The following is a 19,706-nucleotide window of genomic DNA, read 5'->3' as shown; positions in this document are numbered from 1 at the left end:
ACGCTACACATGCAGCGCGGTAGAACGAAGTAAGCAGCAGTAGAAGGAGCGTGGCCTGCCGCCCCCAGGGTGCGGCAGGCCACAGCCGATCAGGAGAAACGATGAAAACGATTTTTGCAAGCGCGCGGATGCGCCAGGCCTGCGGCCTCGCCTTCGCAGCCGTCGTCGCAGGCCAGGCCCACGCCGCCGAACCGGTCCTGCTCGACGCACCGGAACTCGGCAGCCTGCCGGCACTGGAAGACGCCAAGGCATTCACCGCCATGCCGACTGAGATCAAGGAGACGCCAAACATCGGTGGCGAGACCGTTCACGCCGTCGACCTCGAACGCCTCGACCACGAACGCGGCAAGGCCGACACGGTCCTCAACGACACCAAGCTCAACGGCGACGTCGCCAACAACAGCGCGGTCAACGTCAACACCGGATCGAACACGATCGATGCCGGCTCGTTTGCCAACATGTCGGGAATTCCCGTCGTGATCCAGAACAGCGGTGCCAACGTCCTGATCCAGAACGCCACCGTCATCAACCTGCAATTCCAATGAAGCGCCCTGCCCTTTTTGCCAGCGTGGTCCTGCTGCTGGGCGCATCGGCCGGATCGGCCCCGTCGATCGCGGGCGCGGCCGAGATGGCCCTGCCCAGCGGGATGCGGGTCGGGATGCCGGTCAAGAGCATGAAGGACCTGCGCTTCCAGGCCACGCTGCGCCAGCAATACGACTTCAGCTGCGGCTCGGCCGCGCTGGCCACGCTGCTGACCCACCACTACGGCGTCCCGACCAGCGAGCAGGACGCTTTCCAGCAGATGTTCCTCGGCGGCGACCAGCAGAAGATCCGGCGCGAGGGTTTTTCGCTGCTCGACATGCAGCGCTTCCTGAAAAGCCGCGGCTTCACCGCCAACGGTTTCCAGCTGCCGCTGGACAAGCTGATCGAAGCGAAGCTGCCCGCGATCGTGCTCGTTTCCGACAATGGCTACCACCATTTCGTGGTCGTCAAGGGCGCCGAGGACGGCCGCATCCTGCTGGGCGACCCCTCGCGCGGCACGCGCGCCATTCCGCGCGCGCGCTTCGAGCAGATGTGGGCCAACCGCATCCTGTTCGTGATCCACGAGGGTCCGAAACAGGCCGCATTCAACCTGGCCGCCGACTGGCGCAACGCGCCGCGCGCGCCGCTGGACGACGGCGTGAACCGCGCCATCGACACCACCTACACGCTGCCGAAATTCGGTCCCGGCGATTTTTGAGGAGACCATCATGCGGCTACCCCTTGCCTTATCCCTCCTGCTGGCGCTGCCCGGCGCCGCGCTGGCCGCCGGCGAGCCGTTCATCGATCCAGCGAACGGCTCGCCAGCGGCCGACCGTTCCTCTCCCTTCGTCGCCGCCAACGCCGTCGACGGCGAGACGCTGGACGAAGCGCGCGGCGGCTTCCTGGTCGCCGAGGGCCTCCTGGTCACGCTCGGGATCGAGCGCATGGTCACCATCAACGGCAACGTCGTCGAGCGCAGCGACCTGCAACTGGGCGACATCGGCAAGCTGGCCCAGGGCAACGGCCTTGTTTCCAGCGAGGCGCTGGGCGAACTGCGCCTGATCCAGAACGGCGTGGCCAGCGCCCTGCGCGGTGACGCGAATGCCTCGCTGCTGGGCGGCACCATCATCCAGAACACCCTCAACGACCAGTTGATCAACAACCAGACGACGATCAACGCCACCGTCAACACCGCCGGAATGTTACGTGCGCTCAATTTCGCCGAAGGATTGAATAATGCTTTGTCAACAGCCGTCGCACCCCGCTGACGGTGTACCGAACATGGAGCGATTTATGCACACATTCCCGGCACGCTGTGTCGGCGCGCTCATCGTCAGCGCGGCCTTCGGCGCCATGCCGGCGCAGGCGCAGTCCGTCGACGAGCTTGTAGAACAGGTCAAGGCCATGCGCCAGCAGCTGGAAGCGCAGCGCGCGCGCATCGACGAGCTCGAGCGCGACGTGCGCAGCGCGCGCCAGGCCGCCGTGCCCCCGCTACCGGCACAGCCGGCCCAGCCCGTGCTGGCCGGGACCGCGGCCGCGCCGCCGGCGGACGGCCTGCCGCTGCCGCTGCCGGCATCGGAGCTCGACGTCTTGCGCGGCACCGGCGGCGCCGGGCAACAGCCGCCACCGGCGCAGCAGCAGCAGCAGCAGCAGCAACGTACGGCGCAGCAGGGCGCGCAGCAGAACGGCCAGCGGCCGGCGCCGGCGGGCCAGCCGGCCGCGCAACAGCTCGCACAACAACCGGCGCGGCCGGCCACGCCGCAGCCTGCGGCGCCCGCCGCCCCGGTCGGCGGACCGGCCAGCGCGCCGGCCGCCGGCATCAACACCGCCGCCGTCGGCCGCCCGCCCGCGGCCGAGAGCCGCACCCCGGACGTAGCGCCGATCTTCGAACAGCCCGGCGTGCTGACCCCGCGCGGCAAGTACGTCTTCGAGCCCGCCATCCAGTACGGCTACTCGTCGAGCAACCGCGTGGCCCTGGTCGGCTATACCGTGATCCCGGCGCTCCTGATCGGCCTGGTCGACGTGCGCGAAGTCAAGCGCAACACCGCCACCGCCAGCGTCACCCTGCGCCGCGGCCTGACCAACCGCTTCGAGGTCGAGGCCAAGCTGCCCTATGTCTACCGCAGCGACGCCACCGTCAGCCGCGAGGTGTTCACCGGCACCGCGGTCGAGCGCGCCTTCGAGACCAGCGGCAAGGCCCTGGGCGACGTCGAACTGGCGGCGCGCTACCAGCTCAACGACGGCGGGGTCGACAAGCCCTTCTTCATCGGCGGCCTGCGCTTCAAGTCGCGCACCGGCAAGGACCCGTTCGAAGTGATCACCGACTGCACCCGCCGCTGCATCGGCGAGAACGTGACCGGCAGCGGCCTGCCGCTGGAGCTGCCGACCGGCTCGGGCTTCTACTCGCTGCAGCCGAGCCTGACCTGGCTGTTCCCGTCGGACCCGGCCGTGTTCTTCGGCAGCTTCAGCTACCTGCACAACTTCAAGCGCAGCAACGTCGAGCGTACCGTGCTGGGCGGCGAGAAGGAGCCGCTGGGCGAAGTGGCGCCGGGCGACGTCTTCGGGTTCAACTTCGGCATGGGCCTGGCGCTGAACGACAAGGCCTCGTTCAGCGTCGGCTACGACCACAACTCCGTCGGCCGCACCAAGCAACGCGGCGTCCCGGTGCCGGGCTCGGTGCGCACCCAGCTCGGCACGCTCCTGATCGGCTACTCCTACCGCCTGACCGACAAGAAGACGCTGAGCGTGGCGGTCGGCGCCGGCCTGACCCGCGACACGCCGGACGTGACGCTGATGCTGCGGGTGCCGATGTCGTTCTGATTGCTGGCGGGGCACCTGTGCTGGCGCGCCACCGTGTGTGGCGGTGCGATGCCGGCGGCGGCGCGAGAGCAAAGGCTCGCGCCGTCTTTTTTTGGGGCGCGTCCAGCCGTCATCCATACGGCAAGCGCCTCAGCCAGGCATGCGGCTGCCCCTCCCTTCGCTCGCGATCACCCTGCGGAAGAAGTCTTCCAGCGCCGGCACGTGGCTGTCGAAGCAGAATTCGTCGCGCGCGGTAAAGGAGTGACCTGGTGCGTGGGCTGATGCGCGGACACCGTCTCGATCTCTTCCATGAAACTCGCCTGGACAAGGAGATGGGGGGCAGCTTAGGACTCGGTCTTGTCTGCGGCTTGTGCGGGATCAGCCGTCTCCCGGGAACTGTTCAGTTATCTGATGTTCCAACTTGCCAAACGCACGGATTTCACATTGAACCGGCGACAACAGCCGGGCGAGGAACCAGAGCCCAGGAGCCAGGGATGACTTTCCATCGTCTTGCGCGGCACGGCCGCGACCGTTCACCGGCCCCTCGCCGCCGGCGGTCCGGCCCGGGCCGCCCTCCATAAGGTGACCTTATGCAAACGCCTCAAGCATTAGCCAAACTGATGCGAGGAGCCAGCCTGGCGCTGGAACTCGCGCGCTTGCCGGTGGCGCAGCTGTGTTTCGAGCGCCGCCTGAACCCGGCGGCCATTCCCGATGTGTACGCCAACTTCACGCGTCCGCATCCGCGCTATAAAGTGTTCGGCAACAAGGCCATGGGCGCCGCCCTGATTGACCTGAGCCGTTTCGACAACCCCGCGGCCTATCTCCACAGCGTGCGCCAGCATGGCCGCGCCGGTCACCAAAGCCGCAAGGCGGCCGCGCGCGGCTACCGGCTGCGGCGCATCGATCGCAACGAACACCTCGACGAAATCCATGCCATCCATGTCTCGTCCCCGGAACGGCAGGGCCGGCCCATGGACGATTCCTACCTGATGCGCCGGAGCTCCTATCCGAGCGAGCCCCACTGCGAATGCCACGGCGTCTTCGATGCCGGGGGCCGGCTGGCGGCTTACTGCAATATTGCCCTGTACGGCAATTTTGTCGCGACCGACCAGCTGATGGGCTACAAGAACAACGACGGCATCATGTATCTGCTGCTGTCGAGCATCATTTGCAGCCTCATCGAAGCGCGCCAGGTGAACTGGTTCATGTACGACACCTGGTTCGGCGCCCGGCAGGGCCTGCGCCAGTTCAAACAGTATGTCGGCTTCCAGCCCTACCGGGCACGCTATCGCCTGGTCTGACCCCGCGGCTTGCAATTGGCAATTCGACATCCTCCCCTTGCCGCATTGTCGTTTCCTTACGTCAATGGTCGAAAAAGCTATTTCATGGTTACATGTCCTGATAGACTTCGAGGCTTGGCTCAGCCGAATGATGTGTTGCCATAAAACACACGCGGCAAAGAAGGCGCAGTACCAGGGCGCCGGATGCAATGACAGAAACAGAACTAGGGGAAAGCATGTCCAACCGTCAGGTTCGTTCGAACCTTACGCTGCTGGCTGCCGCCATCTCGGGCTTGGCCTGGGGTGGCGCGCAGGCGCAGGTAGCACCCGCCGTCGACGACGGCCAGATCCAGGAAGTCCTCGTCACCGCGCAGCGCACGGCGGCGCCCGAATCGAAGACGCCGGTGGCGTTGTCGGTCGTCAGCGGCGCCGCATTGGCCGAATCCGGCTTGAGCCGTCCGTCCGACCTCGGCGCCCGCCTGCCGGGCGTGCACCTGGACCCGGCCGCCGACGGCCTGCGCATCACCATCCGCGGCGTCAGCAATGCCGACGCCACCGAGAAAGGCGACCCTTCGGCCGCCTTCATGCTCGACGGCGTCACCATCGGCCGCCCGCACAGCCAGAACCTCGACTTCCTCGACGTCGACCGGGTCGAGGTGCTGCGCGGCCCGCAGGGCACGCTCTACGGGCGCAACACCACGGCCGGCGTCGTCAACGTCATCTCGCACGAACCCGGCGACACGCGCGAGGGCGCGCTCGGCCTCGAACTCGGCAACCACGGCAGCCGCAAGGCCAGCGCCATGTTCAACATCCCGGTGAACGACGCGCTGGCGCTGCGCGCGGCGCTTGCCGCCGACCGCCGCGACAGCCTGCTGCGCAATGCCCAGGGCACGCCGCACACGCTGGGCCTGGACCGCGACAGCCGCGCCGCGCGCCTGTCGGCCGGGATGCGCATCGGCGCCGACGCCGCGCTGCTGCTGCGCTACGACCGCACGGTCCAGCGCGACAACAACGACGTGATCGTCCCGGACACCAACTTCTACCGCGGCGTCGAGACCGGCAACCCGGTGCCCTACGACGCCGGCACCACCGCCCGCCTGACGAACGCCTTCGTGCCGCCGAACGCCGTGCCCGAACAGGGCCACAGCCGGCGCGATACGCAAGGCCTGTCGGCCCGGCTGGAATGGCAGCTCGGCCCGGCCACCCTGCACTACTTGGGCGCGCACCGCACATTCGACCACGACTTCCTGGTCAACTATTACTACCGCATCATGCCGGGCTACGCGCTCGGCGTGCGCCAGTCCTTTGCCGGCGAATACGAGCAGGATTCGCACGAGCTGCGCCTGGCCACCCGCGCAAGCGGCCCGGTCTCGGCCCAGGCCGGCGTCTACTGGTTCCGCGAAGACATGACGCAGCTGACCAGCTTCCGCGACCTGGAGCCGATCGGCCTGCCGCCCTACTACGTGTTCCCCGCCGGCCCCGTGGTCTCGAAGAGCCGCGCCGTGTTCGGCCAGGCCACCTGGCGCGTGCTGGACGACGTGCGCCTGACCGCCGGCGCCCGCCGCACCGAGGACGAGAAGTCGCGCGTCGGCTCGACCAACCTGCAGGCCGGCCCGGTGTTCAACCCGGCGCTGGACTTCGCCATGCCGAACGTGGCAGCGCTTGAACAAGGCAAGACCACCTGGCGCCTCGGCCTGGAAGCCGACGCCGGTCCTTCCACCCTGTTCTACGCCACGGTCGCCACCGGCTACAAGTCGGGCGGCTTCAACGACGGCTGCGCGGCAAGCGCCGGCTGTCCGGCCGCCATCGCCGTGCCCGCGGAGACCCTGGTCTACCGTCCCGAGACGCTCACCTCGTATGAAGTGGGCATGAAGAGCCGCTTCTGGGGCAAGCGCGCCAGCCTGAACCTGGCGGCCTACCGCTACGACTACAGCGACCTGCAATTGTCGGGCGTGGCGATGGTGAACGGCGTGCCGCGCTACGTCACCAGCAATGCCGGCGTGGCCAGCGTCAAGGGCCTGGAAGTCGAAGGCATGGTCAAGCCGACGTCTGCCTCGCGCCTGTGGGCCACCCTGGCCCTGCTCGACGCCCATTACGTGTCCTACAGCCCGGACGGCGTGCATTCCTGGGCGGGACACAAGCTCGACCGCGCGCCGAGCGCCGTGCTGACCCTGGGTGTCGAGCACGGCTTCCGGGTCGGCGCCGGCACCTTGACGGCCGGCGCCTTCTCGCGCATCTCCAGCGACTACCAGATCGGCATTCCGAGCCAGCTGCTGCGCTACCGCGTGCCGGGCCGCAGCGAAAGCGCCCTGACACTGGGCTATGCGCCCCAGGGCGGCCCCTGGAGCGTGCTGCTGCGCGTGCGTAAGGTCGAGGACAAGGTCGCCCCGGTCAACATCGACAGCTTCGGCATGACCGTGCCGAGCGAACCGCGCGCGCTCGCCGTGCGCATGGACTACCGCTTCTGATCACCCGCTTCGAATACCAATAAAGGATCACGTCATGAAGTCGTTGCAGCGCAACCTTCCCCGCATCACCTTCGTCCTGCTGGCCCTGTCGCTCGCAGCCCTCGCCACGCGCGGCCTGGAAGACACCACGCGCATGCTGATCGTCGGTTCGCTGGCGATGTTCGCCTGCGCCTGGAGCAGCGCGATCCACCTGCTGGGCGCTCGCGCGGCCCTGCACTTCGTGCTGATCGCGGTCAGCCTCGGCTGGGCCTCCGAGGAGCTCGGCTCGCAATACGGCTGGTTCTTCGGCGACTACACCTACACCGACGTGCTCGGCCCGACGGTCGGCAGCGTGCCCTTCGTGATCCCGCTGATGTGGTTCGTCCTGACCTACATCGCCTACGTGCTCGCCAACCTGATGGTCTGGCAGACCCCGAGCGACGGCGCCACGCCCCTGGGCCAGACCCTGACCCAGTCCTTCCTGGCGGCGATGATCGTCACCGCCTACGACCTCGGCGCCGACCCCTACCTGGTATTCAAGCTCAAGGCCTGGGTCATGCACAAGCCCGACGGCTGGTGGTTCGGCGAGACCCTGCAGGGCTTCGTCGGCTGGATGTTCGTCTCGTTCACCATCGTCTTCCTGTTCCGCCTGACCCTGCGCCGCCATCCTCCGGTCGCGGCGGCCACCGTCTCGCGCATCCATACCCTGGTGCCGCTGGCGATCTACGGCGGCAACATGGTGTTCCAGGCCTGCCTCGGCGTGCCGGTCGAGACCCGCACCATCGCCCTGTTCGCGATGGGCATCCCGCTGCTGACCGCGCTGTTCGGCTGGAGCCGCTGGCAGATGCCCGCCGGCGCCGCGGTTGCGGCCAGCGCGGCCACCGTGGCAAACGCGGCCGCAGCGGCAGCTCCTGTCATCGTCGTCGCCCGGGAGGCATGATGGGCGCCATGCTCGATCCCGCCAGCGCGCTCGACCCGCGCTACCGCGCCGATCCGCTCGCCGACGACGCCATCGCGCGCATCCTGGACTGCGGCGTCGACCGCTGGCAGGCGATCGACATCGTCAACCGCGAGATCGCCTCCTGGCAGACCAACGGCGCGCTGGCCGGCTGGCGCGCCGGCGCCGCCACCCCGGCGCCGATCGCCGCCGTGCTCGAGGACTTCGTGCGCGACGCGCGCAGCCTGCCGGCCTGGGCCGATTGCGGGCGCATCGGCCAGGCCGAGGAGGTGTTCGTCGGGATGAGCGTGCTGTCCTGCACCCTGCTGTTCTGCGCCAGCCTGCCCGAGTGCTACGTGCCGGTCGACCTGGCCAGCGTGCTGCACAGCGCCGGCCAGCTGGAACGGCACACCGACTACCGGGTGCGCGCCACCGCCGCGATGATCTTCCCGGTGATGCTGCGCGGCGGCCTGACCGCGCCCGAGGGCGGCGGCGTGGCGCAGGTGCTCAAGGTGCGCCTGATCCACGCCACCATCCGCCACCTGATCATGCGCGGCCACCCGGCGGCGGCCGTGGCCGGCGGCGAACCGGCGGGGCTGCCGCCGCTGGCGCCCGACGGCCCCGGCCTGCACCGCACCCTGTACGCGCGCGGCTGGGACGTGCAGGCCCACGGCCTGCCCTGCAACCAGGAAGAGCTGGCCTATACCCTGCTGACCTTCCACTACGTGTTCCTGCGCTCGCTGCGCCGCCTCGGCCTGGGCCTCACGGCGCAGGAGGAAGCGGCCTACCTGCACGGCTGGAACGTGGTCGGCCACCTGCTCGGCATCGAGCAGTCCCTGCTGGTCGAGGACATGGACGCGGCCGCCGCGCTGTTCGAACGCTTGCAGGCGCGCGGACGCGAGGCCGCCGCCGCCGGCCTGCCCTACGCGACGCCGGACCCGCGCCCGGCGCTGGCCACGGCCCTGATGCGCGCGATGCAGGACCAGATCCCGTCGCCCCTCGTAAAACCCTTCCCGGTGCTGCTGACGCGCTACCTGTGCGGCCGCCGCAATGCGCGCGAGCTCGGCCTCGACGGGCCGGTGGCCCTGCTCTCGCAGGGATTGTTCGTGGCGGCGATGCTGGCCGTGCGCGGCGTCGACTGGCTGGGGCGCCGCGTGCACCCGGGCTTCTCGATCTCGCGCCTGTGCAGCCGCATCCTCGGCTACCGGCTCACGGTCAGGCTGCTGATGGACCAGACCCGCCCGCTCAAGCTGCCCGATGCGCTGCTGAACCAGGTCGACCATGCGGTGCAGGGCTGGGACCTGGACCCGGCGGCGCCGAAGTGGATGAACGCGCTCGAGCAGCGCCTGCGTCCGCCGCCTCCCGCCGCGGCGCAACGCGAACAACACGAACAACACGAACAACACGAACAACGCGAGGAGGCATGATGGCGCGCGCGCTGCCCGGCTGGTCCGTCCTGCGTGCAGCCTGCGCAGCCCTGCTCCTGGTCCTGGCCCTGGTCCTGGTTGCCCTGCTTGCGCCGTCCGCGGCGGCAACGCCGGCGGCCCCGGCGGCGCCCCTGGTGCTCGACGACCGCGTCGGCGCGCTCGAGGCCTGGCCCGCCGTCACCATCCTGGCCGATCCCGGCGGCCGGCTCGACATCGACGACGTCATGGCGCGCGGCGCGGCGTTCGCGCCGCCGACGCTGGCCTACGCCACGCTGGGCGTGCAGCGCGACGTGCTGTGGCTGCGCATCCCGTTCGCGGTCCCGGCGGGCAGCGTCGGCCACTGGATCATGGACATCGACTACGCGGTGCTGAACCGGGTCGAGATGTTCCTGACGGTCGACGGCCGCGTGCGCCAGCACGGCCTGGCCGGCAACCTGCAGCCGGCCGACGCCGCCGCGCGCAGCACCCGCACGCCGGCGCTGCTGCTCGACCTCGCCCCCGGCGAACGCTACGAGCTCTACCTGCGCATCGAGAACACCGGCGCCATGATCCTGCCGATCCGCTTCTCGCAGCCGAGCGTGTTCTTTCACGACGCCGTCGGCGAGCAGATGCTGCAGGGCCTGCTGGCCGGCCTGTCGCTGTGCCTGCTGCTCTACGCCCTGGCCCAGTGGGTCAACCTGCGCGAGCCCCTGTTCGCGAAGTTCGCGCTGCTGGTCGCCGGCACCTCGCTGTTCTCGGCCGAGTTCTTCGGCCTGGGCAGCCAGTACTTCTGGGGCAACCACGTCTGGCTGAACATCCACGCCGGCGGCCTGTTCGCCCTGATGTCGTCCTGCGGCGCCTACCTGTTCGTCGGCCAGGCGCTGGCCCGTCCCGGCATGGACCGCGTCTTCAGCCGCCTGATGCACACCGGCGCCGCCCTGTGCGTGATCGCGGCGCTGGCCTACGCCTCGGGCCTGATCGGGGTCGACATGCTGGTCGCGATCGTCAGCACCCTGGGCATCATGCCGATGCTGCTCGGGCTGCCGGGCGCCTTCATGCGCGCGCGCCGCGGCGACCGGGTCGGCATCTACTTCCTGGTCGGCTGGACCATCAGCTTTTCCAGTTCGCTGGTGCTGAGCCAGACCATCAACGGCGCCCTGCCCGCCAACTTCTGGACCATGCACGCGCTGCAGTTCGGAAATGCGATCGACATGCTGATCTTCATGCGCATCCTGGGCCTGCGCACCAAGGCGATCCAGAACGCGATGCTGCGCGCCGAAGCGGCCACGCGCATGAAGTCGGACTTCCTGGCCAACATGAGCCACGAGATCCGCACCCCGATGAACGCGATCATCGGCATGAGCCGCCTGGCCCTGATGGCCGATCCCGATCCGAAGCTGCGCAACTACCTCGGCAAGATCCTCGGCGCCGGCGAGCACCTGCTCGGCCTGGTCAACGACATCCTCGACTTTTCCAAGATCGAGGCCGGCAAGATGACGCTCGAGCGCCTGCCCTTCGACCTGGGCGAACTGCTCGAGCACCTGTCGAACCTGACCGCCGTGAAGACCGACGCGCGCCGCGTCGAGCTGGTGTTCCGGGTCGGGCGCGGCGTGCCGGCGCGCCTGGTCGGCGACCCGCTGCGCCTGGGCCAGATCCTGATCAACCTGACCAGCAACGCGGTCAAGTTCACCGAACGCGGCGAGATCGTGGTCGCGGTCGAGGTGGCGGCGCGCACGATCGACGCCGTGACCCTGCGCTTCTGCGTCAGCGACACCGGGATAGGCATGGACGAGGCCCAGCTGGCCCAGCTGTTCCAGTCGTTCAGCCAGGCCGACGGCTCGATCACGCGCAAGTACGGCGGCACCGGCCTGGGGCTGTCGATCTCGAAGCAGCTGGTCGAACTGATGGGCGGGGGGATTACCGTCGCCAGCACCCCGGGCGTGGGCAGCAGCTTCAGCTTCACGGTGCGGCTCGGCGCCGGCGACGAGGCCGCGGACGGCACGCTGGCGACGCCGGGCGCGCCGCTGCAGGCCATGCGCGTGCTGGTGGTGGACGACAGCGAGACCGCGCGCGAGGCGCTGGTCGAGATGCTCGACTCGTTCGGCGTGGCCGCCGACGCGGTCGATTCCGGGGAGCGCTCGTTGGCGCTGCTCGCCGGCGCCAGCGAACGCGGGGCGCCTTATCACGTGGTGCTGATGGACTACATGATGCCGGGCTGGGACGGCGTGGAGACGATCCGCCGCATCCATGCCCAGGCCGCGCTGGCGGCGCCGCCGGCGATCCTGATGGTCAGCGCCTGCACCCGCGAGACCGTGCTGCAGCAGGAGGGACAGCTGCCCCTGCACGGCTTCCTGACCAAGCCGGTCGGCCCGGCCCTGCTCTACCACAGCCTGCTGCAGGTGCTGCGGCCGGAACTGGCGCGGGCGCAGGCGCCGGCGCGGGTCGACACCGGCGCGCGCGAGCTGGCCCGGCTGCGCGGCGCGCGCGTCCTGCTGGTCGAGGACAACAGCAACAACCGCGAAGTGGCGCTCGACTTCCTGGCCGCGGCGCCGGTGCAGGTGGACGTCGCCATGAACGGGCTGGAAGCGCTGCGCATGGTGCAGGAGCGCGACTACGACCTGGTGCTGATGGACATCCAGATGCGCGAGATGGACGGCCTCACCGCCACCCGCCGCATCCGCGCCATCGAACGCCTGCGCGGCCTGCCGATCGTGGCGATGACCGCGCACGCGATGGCCGGCGACCGCGACAAGAGCCTGGCGGCCGGCATGAACGACCACATCACCAAGCCGATCGACCCCGCGCAACTGCTGCGCGCCCTGCTCGCCTGGATCGATGCGGCGCGCCTGGCCGGCCGGGCCGATCCGGGCGCGCCGCCGCCGCACGATGGGCCGGCCGCATCCGTCGATCCCGTCGTGCTGCCGGCGATCGCGGGCGTCGACTGGGACAGCGCGCTGGCCGGGGTGAACGGCCAGCAGGCGCGCCTGCTCAAGCGCGTGCGCAGCTTCGTCCAGGAATACCGCCAGGCGCCGCGCCAGCTGGCCGAGGCGCTGGCGGACGGCGACAACGCGCCGCTGCAGATGCTGGCGCATAACCTGAAGTCGAGCGCGGCCTATGTCGGCGCGCATGCGCTGTCGGGCCAGGCCGGGCAGCTCGAAGAGGCCCTGCGCGACGGCGCCGCCCCGGCGGGATCGGCGCGGGAGCAGGCCGAAGCGCTGGCCGCGGCACTGGCGGCTGAACTGGCCACTACGCTGGCCGCGGTGCTCGACGGCTTCGGCGAGCTGGTCAACCCGCGCGCGCCGCAGGCGGCGACGCCGGCCGCGCTGCCGGCGCTCGTCAAGCGGCTCGAAGCCTGGCTGCAGGAAGACGACGCGCGCGCCGGCGACGCCGCCGCGGAACTCCAGGCCCTGCTGCCGGGCGAAGAGCACGCGGCGCTGGTCGCCGCGGTGGCCGCCGCGGTCGAGGATCTCGAATACCAGGCCGCGCTGGCGCCGCTGGCGCAACTGGCGCGCCGCCTCGGCCTGCCCATGGAGGAGCCGGCATGAACACCGAACCGCAAAAGGTCCTGATCGCCGACGACGACGCCATCAACCGCGACGTCCTGTGCGAGCTGCTGCAGCCCGAGTACACGGTGCTGCTGGCCAAGAACGGCGCCCAGGCGCTGGAACGGGCGGCGCGCCACGTGCCGGACCTGGTGCTGCTCGACGTGATGATGCCCGACATGAGCGGCTACGAAGTGCTGCGCCACCTGCGCGCCGCGCCCGCCACCGAGCACGTGTCGGTGATCTTCATCTCGGGCCTGGACCGCCCGGAGGACGAGGCCGCCGGCCTGAAGATGGGCGCCTCGGACTACATCGCCAAGCCCTTCAACGCGACCGTCGTGCTGGCGCGCGTGGCCCTGCACCTGCAGCTGGTGCGCCAGCGCCGCATGCTGGAACACCTGGCCAACGTCGACGGCCTGACGGAACTGGCCAACCGGCGCCGTTTCGACGAGGTCTATGCGCTCGAATGGCAGCGCGCCCGCCGCACCGGCGAGCCGCTGTCGCTGGCCCTGCTCGACGTCGACTGCTTCAAGCAGTTCAACGACCTGTACGGGCACCCGGCGGGCGACCGCGCGCTGCGCGCGGTTGCCCGCGCCGCCAGTTCCCATATGCGGCGGCCGGCCGACCTGGCGGCGCGCTACGGCGGCGAGGAACTGGTGCTGCTGATGCCGGGCACCGACGCCGGCCAGGCCCGGCACGTGGCGAACACGATCCGCGAGGCGGTGGCGCTGCTGGCGATCGCCCACGCCGGCTCGCGCGCGGCGCCCTACGTCACCGCCAGCATCGGCGGCGCCACCTGCGAGCCGGCGGGCGGCGAGTCGGCCTGCGCGCTGTTCGAGGCGGCCGACACGCACCTGTACAAGGCCAAGCAGGCCGGGCGCGACCGGGTGGTATGGCGCGACCGCGCCTGAGCCTTCAGGCGCGGCGCAGTACCGGCCGGACGCGAATCGCGCGATAATACGAGATTGACCCTTTACGAGATTGACGTTGCCGCCTTGCCGGCCGAAGGACCGATCGAATGGAACGAAACACGCGACAGCGCAAGGCCATCCAGGAATGCATTGCCGCCGCCGGACGCCCGCTGTCACCGCAGGAGATACTGGAACACGCGCAGGGCGCGGTGCCGGGGATCGGCATGGCCACCATCTACCGCAACATCAAGGCGATGCTGGAGGCGGGCGACATCGCGACGGTGTCGCTGCCGGGCGCCGGCGACCGCTACGAGATCGCCGGACACGAGCACCACCACCATTTCCACTGCCGCGGCTGCGACAAGATGTACGAGGTCCATGCCTGTCCGGGGGACATGAAGAAGCTCACGCCCGAGGGCTTCGTGCTCGAGTCGCACGAGTTGACGCTGTACGGCTTGTGCAGCCAGTGCCGCTGAACGGCATTTTGCTTCTTAACGAACGCGTGATTTGAACGCGTGGACGGGGAACCCGTCCACCCTACGTCCTGCTGCCCGCGTTTCGAGAACTTCTCCCTCGCCCCGTAGGGTGGACGGCTGCGCCGTCCACGCGTCCAACGATCAGTGAGCAGCCCGGCTGTCCTTCCCAGCCGCGACACAGCGCTTGCATCCCCGATGATTGCGCAGGTGCGCTCCCACCAACAGCACGCTGCTGGCGATCGCCAGCGCCGTCTCCGCCGCCTGCCCGTAGCGCGGGCCGACGAAGAAGACCGCGGCCAGGAAGCAGGCCAGGCCGGCCAGCCCGACCGGCAGCACCAGCGGATCGCGGTGCGCCAGGTAGCCGGGCAGCAGCGCCAGCAGCACCGGCAGGGTCACGGCGGCGAGCAGCATGTCGTGGAAGGCGTGGTCGTGGCCGCCGAGGCCCAGCATGGGGAAGGCCAGCACCAGCAGCGGCGCGGCCACGCAATGGACGAGGCAGAGCATGGAAGCGGCAATGCCGGCGTAGTCGCCCAGCCTGATCAGGTTTTTCATTCGGTTCTCCGCAAGGCGCGGTCGCCCACGCCTTGCCTGTTCTTGTTACGGTCAGAAGATCAGGCGCAGGCCCGCCGTCAGGTTACGGCCCGGCAGCGGCGCCGCGTCCTTGATGAAGGAGGTGTGGCTGAAGGCCAGCTCGTTCGTCAGGTTGTTCACCCGCGCATAGAACTGGGCCGGCAGCTTGCCGATCCGGGTCGTGTAGTGGGTGCCGATGTTGAGCATGTTGTAGCCGCCGGTTTCGCCCTCGTACCGGGCAACGTCGTCCTGGCGGCCGACGCGCACCAGCTCCACCATGCCGTGCCAGGATTGCCAGTCGGCGTTGAACTTCGCGCCGATGCGGTGCGGCGGGATGCGCGGGATGTTGCGGTTGGCGCCGTCGTCGAAGCGGGCGCGCACCAGGTCGCCGAACAGGGTGGCGCTGTACGTTGTCGAGAACTTGTGGCGCACCTCGCCTTCCAGGCCGGTGAAGGTGGCGTCGCGCTGGGCGTACTCGACCAGCTGGAAGCCTTCATGGTTGTCCAGCGTATTCGCATAGATGTAGTTCTTCACGCGGTTGTGGAAGGCGCTGACCGAGAAGGTGGTGGCGCCGGCGAACTTGCGCAGCGTGAGGTCGACGTTGTTCGAGGTTTCCTTGCTCAGGTTCTCGTTGCCGAGCTCATAGGTGCTGGTCGCCAGGTGCACGCCGTCGGCGTACAGTTCCTCGGCGGTCGGCAGGCGGTGGCTGCGCGAGACCGAGGCGCGCAGCGAATACTGCGGGCTGAACTTCCAGACCGCGCCGGCCGCCAGCGACGTGGCGCGGGCGTCGGTGTCGCGCCGGGTGGCGCTGTCGACCTTGATGTCCTGCCACTCGTGGCGGGCCGCCGCCTCGAAGCGCCAGTCATTCCACTTGTATTCCTCGGTGACGAACACGCCGTGTTTCTTCGTGACGGTGGCAGGGACGTAGGCTTCGTCGCCGACCGTGCTGAAGTCGCGGCGGCTGGTCTGGGCGCCGACCACGCCGCGCCAGCCGGCCAGCGGCTTGTGCTCGAGTTCGACGCGGCCGTCGTGGGCGCGGTTGTTGAAGCTGGTGGCGACGATGCCGTCCTCGAGCTCGTCGTGGCGGTAATCGGTGAGCGAGGCGCGCATGCGGACCTTGCTGAAGCCGGGAAGCGGATCGCGGTATTCGCCGCGCACGTCCCAGCGCTCGCTGTCGAGCTTCACGACCGGCACCTCGCCTTCCTCGTGTTCGTGCTCATGGTCGTGGTCGTGGCCCTCGTGCCCCGCTTCGTCGTGGCCGCCGCAGTGCAGGTGGTCGCCGTGCGGATGGCAGGAACCGAATTCGTGGTGGTGGCCCGGGATGCCGTATTCGGTCTGCTCCCTGGTATAGGCCGCGCCGATGAAGCCGCGCTCGCCGATCCAGGACAGGCCGACGCTGCCGGTCTGGGTATCCTTGAAGCTGCCGGCCACGCGGCCGCCCTCTTCCCAACCGCTGCCGACGCGGTAGGCGCCGGCATCGCGCTTGACGCCCTCGAGGTGGACCGCGACATTGCCCGCGCCACCGGTCAGCTCGAAGGCGCCGGTCTTCTCGCGCGCCACCGTGTTGGCGCGCAGCTCCATCGAGCCTTCGACCGGCTGTTCCGGCATCGCGGTCGGGATCTTGCGGTCGAGGATGTTAACCACGCCGCCGACCGCGCCGCCGCCATAGGCCAGCGCCGACGGGCCGCGCAGCACTTCGATGCGCTCGGCCAGCACCGGTTCGAAAGCGACCGCGTGGTCGGGGCTGATGGTCGAGGCGTCCTGCACTTCGGCGCCGTCGGACAGGATCTTCACGCGCGGGCCGTCCATGCCGCGGATCACCGGGCGGCTGGCGCCGGCGCCGAAATGGCTGGAGGTGATGCCGGGCTGGCTGCCCAGGGTCTCGCCGAGCGTCGATTCGCGTGCCCGCACCAGTTCGCCGCCGCCGAGCGAGGTCACCGGCGTGACCATGTCGTCGCCGACCAGGCCCAGCGCGCTGGCCGAGATCACCACGGTCGGGATGCTGTCCGGGTCGGCGTGCAGGCGGGAAGCGTCGGCCTGGGCTTGGGTCTGGGCATGGGCCGCCAGCGGGCTGAAGGCCAGCAGGATGGACAGCGTGAGCGGCGTGGGTTTGCAGGCGAAGTCGTGCATGGGACGGGTTCCTTATCGGATGGCGGTTCGTTCTTGTTGGGAGGGCCAAGGCTGGCTGAGCTAATTATAATGAGAATTCAGTATCATTAAAAGATGAGAATTCAAAATCATTAGCGAAAGACCGACGAGATCGGGCGCGCGGGAAGGATGCAGGCGGAAGATGGGAAGGAAGCGGGCAGGAAGCGGGCAGGAAGCGGGCAGGAAGCGGATGAAGACGGTGGGCGGCGCGGCGCCGCCCGGGGAGCGCCGTCGTCCTTATGCGCGGCGCCTGCGCAGCGCCGCAAGGGCGAGCAGGCCGAGGCCGCCCAGGGCGAGCGTGCCCGGTTCCGGCACCTTGAACAGGTTCAGGACGTGGTCGTCGAAGAAGCTGTCGAGGTCATGGCCGAAGTGGCGCACGAAGTGCATTGTGTAGTCGACCGAGAAGGCCGAGGCCGGCACGTCGAACCAGCCGCGGTACTCCTGCCAGACGCCGTCGTGGGAGTCGAGCACCGTGCTGGCGGCGACGCCGAGGATGCTGCCGTCGAGCGCGCGCCAGGTCAGCGACACGTAGCCGTTGTCGCTCGGCGTGCCCTGGTCCAGCCCCTGCTGCCAGAACGACAGTTGCAGGCGGCGCGGCGCGCTGCCGCCGCCCAGCGCCACGTTCTGGGTCAGCGAACCGAGCGCGCCGCGTCCGCCGAGGAACATGGTCACGCCGCCGTGCGGATCGATGCCGGGATCGAAGCGGCCGTCGTCGATCGTCGGGTTCGCATCGCCGCCGGCGGTCCAGCCGGCCAGGCTGCCGTCTTCGGCGCCGCCGTTGACGAGCAGGTTGGCATGGGCGGAAGCGGCAAGGAACAGCGACGCGAGGGCAAATGCAAGTTTCGAACGCATGGGGAGGACAGGAAAGGAATGAAAGGGCCAGACCTTAACAGCTCCCTTTCCTGTCGACAAGCTTGAGCACGACAGGACCTGTCTCAGCCCTGCCGGCTCCACCCCGACACGATGATCGCCATGCCGCCCAGGGCGATCGCGGCGCCCGCCCAATCCAGGCGCGTCAGTTCGATGCCGTCGACGAAGCGCAGCCAGGCCAGGGCGGTGGCGACGTACACGCCGCCATAGGCCGCGTAGACGCGGCCGCTGGCCGCCGGATGCAGGCTCAAGAGCCAGACGAAGAGCGCCAGGCTGGCGGCGGCCGGCAGCAGCAGCCATGCGGAACCGCCCTTGCGCAGCCAGAGGTAGGGAAGGAAACAGCCGACGATTTCGGCAATCGCGGTCGCGACGAACAGCAGTGCGGTTTTCAGGATCATGGATCGGAAGGGGGAGCAACCAGGCCGGTTGCGTTGCCAATGTGCAAAGGGAACGGCATTGTGCCATACCCGCCGCGCGCCGTGCCGAGCAGCGGGCGCGGGCGCGACCTCAGGTAGGTGGCCAGGCGCTGCGCTCCGGGCAGGACCGCGCGAAGCCCGGCGCCGGGCGCAACGGCGCCGGCGCGGCGGGTGCGGCGTCCATCCCCTTACCTGTCGGCATCGGCATGGCGGCGTGCGTCCGGCGCGGCGTTCGCGCTATCGCCCCTCGTCCCGGAGTTCCTTGCTGAGGAAATAGTTGAGCGTGGTGCGGATCACCGCGATCGCGGCCAGCTTGCCGATCCGGTCCCAGGTCGGCGCCACCGCTGTCGAGAGGATGTCGGCGGCCAGCTGCAGCTCGAGCGCCAGCGTCAGATAGCGCGTGAACGCCAGGCGGATCGGCGTGAAGCCGCCGCCATCGCGCCCGAACACGTGGCGCGCCAGCGACGCCACCACCAGCACCAGGCCGGCCGCGATCACCGCGGCGCCCAGCGCCTCGACCATCAGGCGCAGCCACTCGACGCACGACTGGACCTGCTCTTCGACCTCCTGGAACACGCAAGTCTCCCCCTCAGCGGCGGAACGGGCAGGCAGAAAGCATATCGCCGGCAGGAGCCGGCGATATCGACGTTATATGGAGGCGAGGACGGGAGTCGAACCACGTCTGGACGGCTTTGCAGGCCGCTGCATGACCGCTTTGCTACCTCGCCAGACTTCATGGTACGACTGCTGGGCTGGCTGAGCGCTGAGGAAGATCAAGCAGAGGCGAGCTCTTCGTTCGATCCGGGTGCGCGAGCGCCCTGCCGATGCGCAGGACGCCAGCTCCGACGTCTTCAGCCGAAGGGCCAGGTCACGATGCGCTTCACGTGCAGTACCGAGCGCAGCGCGACGTAGCCGATCGCGAAGCCGAAGGCCAGCAGGCTGCGCGCGTCGTGCAGGACGGCCAGGAACAGGCCGCCGACGGTGGCGCCGGCGACCAGCACCATCAGCCACAGCTCGATACTGAAGAAAAACGGGGAGGCGTCACGCCAGACGCGCAGGGTGAGCGCGCAGGCTTGCTTGAGGGTGTCGATGTCGCGGCGGGTGATCATTTTGGAAATCTTGCATGAGGCCCAGAATGAAAATAGCCCAAACGACGTTGGGCTATTTTGAACATCTATTCTGGAGGCGAGGACGGGAGTCGAACCCGTCTAGACGGCTTTGCAGGCCGCTGCATAACCGCTTTGCTACCTCGCCAGAGTATATGGTACTACTGCTGAGCTGGCGGGTTATAAGCCAAATCAACACGAGAAGGCAGCCTTCTCTGAATTCTGGAGCGGGAGAAGAGTCTCGAACTCTCGACCTCAACCTTGGCAAGGTTGCGC

Annotated in this window: 17 protein-coding genes and 2 tRNA genes; 11 read left to right on the top strand and 8 right to left on the bottom strand. The window is 69.1% G+C overall.

The genetic code is table 11. The features are described from left to right. Nucleotides 1-101 precede the first annotated feature (101 nt). The 11 genes from RT688_RS06065 to RT688_RS06015 all read left to right on the top strand — a co-directional run bounded on the left by RT688_RS06065 (nucleotide 102) and on the right by RT688_RS06015 (nucleotide 14,320). Complete coding sequence (locus RT688_RS06065) at nucleotides 102-545, top strand: hypothetical protein (protein ID WP_313703942.1); 444 nt, start codon at nucleotides 102-104, stop codon at nucleotides 543-545. Further along, the gene (locus RT688_RS06060) at nucleotides 542-1,240 is read left to right on the top strand and encodes a C39 family peptidase (protein WP_313703941.1); all 699 of its coding nucleotides are present in this window, start codon (nucleotides 542-544) and stop codon (nucleotides 1,238-1,240) included. The genes RT688_RS06065 and RT688_RS06060 overlap by 4 nt, the downstream gene beginning before the upstream one ends. Before the next feature lie 10 nt (nucleotides 1,241-1,250). Beyond that, a complete protein-coding gene (locus RT688_RS06055; protein WP_313703940.1) occupies nucleotides 1,251-1,790 on the top strand; it encodes a hypothetical protein in 540 nt (179 codons plus the stop codon). A 25-nt stretch (nucleotides 1,791-1,815) separates the two neighbouring features. Continuing rightward, entirely contained in the window at nucleotides 1,816-3,342 is a 1,527-nt protein-coding gene (locus tag RT688_RS06050; protein WP_313703939.1) for a hypothetical protein, read from the top strand. A 599-nt stretch (nucleotides 3,343-3,941) separates the two neighbouring features. After that, on the top strand, nucleotides 3,942-4,622 hold the full coding sequence (locus RT688_RS06045) for a hypothetical protein (protein WP_313703938.1): 681 nt from the start codon (nucleotides 3,942-3,944) through the stop codon (nucleotides 4,620-4,622). A 215-nt stretch (nucleotides 4,623-4,837) separates the two neighbouring features. After that, on the top strand, nucleotides 4,838-7,069 hold the full coding sequence (locus tag RT688_RS06040) for a TonB-dependent receptor (RefSeq protein ID WP_313703937.1): 2,232 nt from the start codon (nucleotides 4,838-4,840) through the stop codon (nucleotides 7,067-7,069). A 34-nt stretch (nucleotides 7,070-7,103) separates the two neighbouring features. Continuing rightward, nucleotides 7,104-7,988, top strand: coding sequence for a carotenoid biosynthesis protein (locus RT688_RS06035; protein WP_313703936.1), 885 nt, complete (start codon nucleotides 7,104-7,106; stop codon nucleotides 7,986-7,988). A gap of 8 nt (nucleotides 7,989-7,996) precedes the next feature. Next, nucleotides 7,997-9,412 carry an oxygenase MpaB family protein gene (locus RT688_RS06030; protein ID WP_313703935.1) on the top strand — a complete coding sequence of 472 codons (1,416 nt, stop codon included), beginning with the start codon at nucleotides 7,997-7,999 and terminating at the stop codon, nucleotides 9,410-9,412. Beyond that, entirely contained in the window at nucleotides 9,409-12,936 is a 3,528-nt protein-coding gene (locus tag RT688_RS06025) for a response regulator (protein WP_313703934.1), read from the top strand. The genes RT688_RS06030 and RT688_RS06025 overlap by 4 nt, the downstream gene beginning before the upstream one ends. Continuing rightward, on the top strand, nucleotides 12,933-13,844 hold the full coding sequence (locus tag RT688_RS06020) for a diguanylate cyclase domain-containing protein (RefSeq protein ID WP_313703933.1): 912 nt from the start codon (nucleotides 12,933-12,935) through the stop codon (nucleotides 13,842-13,844). Before RT688_RS06025 ends, RT688_RS06020 begins: the two co-directional genes overlap by 4 nt. 107 nt (nucleotides 13,845-13,951) lie before the next feature. Next, nucleotides 13,952-14,320: a transcriptional repressor gene (locus RT688_RS06015; RefSeq protein WP_313703932.1), complete on the top strand. Its 369-nt coding sequence runs from the start codon at nucleotides 13,952-13,954 to the stop codon at nucleotides 14,318-14,320. Nucleotides 14,321-14,461: 141 nt separating this feature from the next. On the opposite strand, the gene RT688_RS06010 is transcribed toward RT688_RS06015, so the two are convergent. The 8 genes from RT688_RS06010 to RT688_RS05975 all read right to left on the bottom strand — a co-directional run bounded on the left by RT688_RS06010 (nucleotide 14,462) and on the right by RT688_RS05975 (nucleotide 19,578). Further along, the gene (locus RT688_RS06010; protein ID WP_313703931.1) at nucleotides 14,462-14,872 is read right to left on the bottom strand and encodes a MerC domain-containing protein; all 411 of its coding nucleotides are present in this window, start codon (nucleotides 14,870-14,872) and stop codon (nucleotides 14,462-14,464) included. A 51-nt stretch (nucleotides 14,873-14,923) separates the two neighbouring features. Continuing rightward, nucleotides 14,924-17,020: a TonB-dependent receptor domain-containing protein gene (locus RT688_RS06005; RefSeq protein ID WP_313703930.1), complete on the bottom strand. Its 2,097-nt coding sequence runs from the start codon at nucleotides 17,018-17,020 to the stop codon at nucleotides 14,924-14,926. Between the two features lie 255 nt (nucleotides 17,021-17,275). Then, the gene (locus tag RT688_RS06000) at nucleotides 17,276-17,890 is read right to left on the bottom strand and encodes a PEP-CTERM sorting domain-containing protein (protein ID WP_313703929.1); all 615 of its coding nucleotides are present in this window, start codon (nucleotides 17,888-17,890) and stop codon (nucleotides 17,276-17,278) included. Between the two features lie 83 nt (nucleotides 17,891-17,973). Continuing rightward, nucleotides 17,974-18,306: a YnfA family protein gene (locus RT688_RS05995; protein WP_409521885.1), complete on the bottom strand. Its 333-nt coding sequence runs from the start codon at nucleotides 18,304-18,306 to the stop codon at nucleotides 17,974-17,976. Nucleotides 18,307-18,561: 255 nt separating this feature from the next. Next, on the bottom strand, nucleotides 18,562-18,900 hold the full coding sequence (locus RT688_RS05990; RefSeq protein ID WP_313703928.1) for a DUF1622 domain-containing protein: 339 nt from the start codon (nucleotides 18,898-18,900) through the stop codon (nucleotides 18,562-18,564). Between the two features lie 77 nt (nucleotides 18,901-18,977). After that, nucleotides 18,978-19,052, bottom strand: a tRNA-Cys gene (locus RT688_RS05985). Between the two features lie 123 nt (nucleotides 19,053-19,175). After that, complete coding sequence (locus tag RT688_RS05980; protein WP_313703927.1) at nucleotides 19,176-19,433, bottom strand: hypothetical protein; 258 nt, start codon at nucleotides 19,431-19,433, stop codon at nucleotides 19,176-19,178. A 71-nt stretch (nucleotides 19,434-19,504) separates the two neighbouring features. Next, nucleotides 19,505-19,578: transfer RNA gene (locus tag RT688_RS05975), tRNA-Cys, on the bottom strand. Nucleotides 19,579-19,706: the final 128 nt, after the last annotated feature.

It is taken from the genome of Massilia sp., assembly GCF_032106685.1.
Lineage (GTDB): Bacteria > Pseudomonadota > Gammaproteobacteria > Burkholderiales > Burkholderiaceae_D > Telluria.
Note: the sequence above shows the minus strand (reverse complement) of the source record. Positions and strands in the feature narration are given on the sequence as shown.

What these genes read in the sequence shown, in the direction of transcription:
- RT688_RS06065 (WP_313703942.1), top strand. Translation starts at nt 102, where the DNA reads ATGAAAACGATTTTTGCAAGCGCGCGGATGCGCCAGGCCTGCGGCCTC.
- RT688_RS06060 (WP_313703941.1), top strand. Translation starts at nt 542, where the DNA reads ATGAAGCGCCCTGCCCTTTTTGCCAGCGTGGTCCTGCTGCTGGGCGCA.
- RT688_RS06055 (WP_313703940.1), top strand. Translation starts at nt 1,251, where the DNA reads ATGCGGCTACCCCTTGCCTTATCCCTCCTGCTGGCGCTGCCCGGCGCC.
- RT688_RS06050 (WP_313703939.1), top strand. Translation starts at nt 1,816, where the DNA reads ATGCACACATTCCCGGCACGCTGTGTCGGCGCGCTCATCGTCAGCGCG.
- RT688_RS06045 (WP_313703938.1), top strand. Translation starts at nt 3,942, where the DNA reads ATGCGAGGAGCCAGCCTGGCGCTGGAACTCGCGCGCTTGCCGGTGGCG.
- RT688_RS06040 (WP_313703937.1), top strand. Translation starts at nt 4,838, where the DNA reads ATGTCCAACCGTCAGGTTCGTTCGAACCTTACGCTGCTGGCTGCCGCC.
- RT688_RS06035 (WP_313703936.1), top strand. Translation starts at nt 7,104, where the DNA reads ATGAAGTCGTTGCAGCGCAACCTTCCCCGCATCACCTTCGTCCTGCTG.
- RT688_RS06030 (WP_313703935.1), top strand. Translation starts at nt 7,997, where the DNA reads ATGCTCGATCCCGCCAGCGCGCTCGACCCGCGCTACCGCGCCGATCCG.
- RT688_RS06025 (WP_313703934.1), top strand. Translation starts at nt 9,409, where the DNA reads ATGATGGCGCGCGCGCTGCCCGGCTGGTCCGTCCTGCGTGCAGCCTGC.
- RT688_RS06020 (WP_313703933.1), top strand. Translation starts at nt 12,933, where the DNA reads ATGAACACCGAACCGCAAAAGGTCCTGATCGCCGACGACGACGCCATC.
- RT688_RS06015 (WP_313703932.1), top strand. Translation starts at nt 13,952, where the DNA reads ATGGAACGAAACACGCGACAGCGCAAGGCCATCCAGGAATGCATTGCC.
- RT688_RS06010 (WP_313703931.1), bottom strand. Translation starts at nt 14,872, where the DNA reads ATGAAAAACCTGATCAGGCTGGGCGACTACGCCGGCATTGCCGCTTCC.
- RT688_RS06005 (WP_313703930.1), bottom strand. Translation starts at nt 17,020, where the DNA reads ATGCACGACTTCGCCTGCAAACCCACGCCGCTCACGCTGTCCATCCTG.
- RT688_RS06000 (WP_313703929.1), bottom strand. Translation starts at nt 17,890, where the DNA reads ATGCGTTCGAAACTTGCATTTGCCCTCGCGTCGCTGTTCCTTGCCGCT.
- RT688_RS05995 (WP_409521885.1), bottom strand. Translation starts at nt 18,306, where the DNA reads ATGATCCTGAAAACCGCACTGCTGTTCGTCGCGACCGCGATTGCCGAA.
- RT688_RS05980 (WP_313703927.1), bottom strand. Translation starts at nt 19,433, where the DNA reads ATGATCACCCGCCGCGACATCGACACCCTCAAGCAAGCCTGCGCGCTC.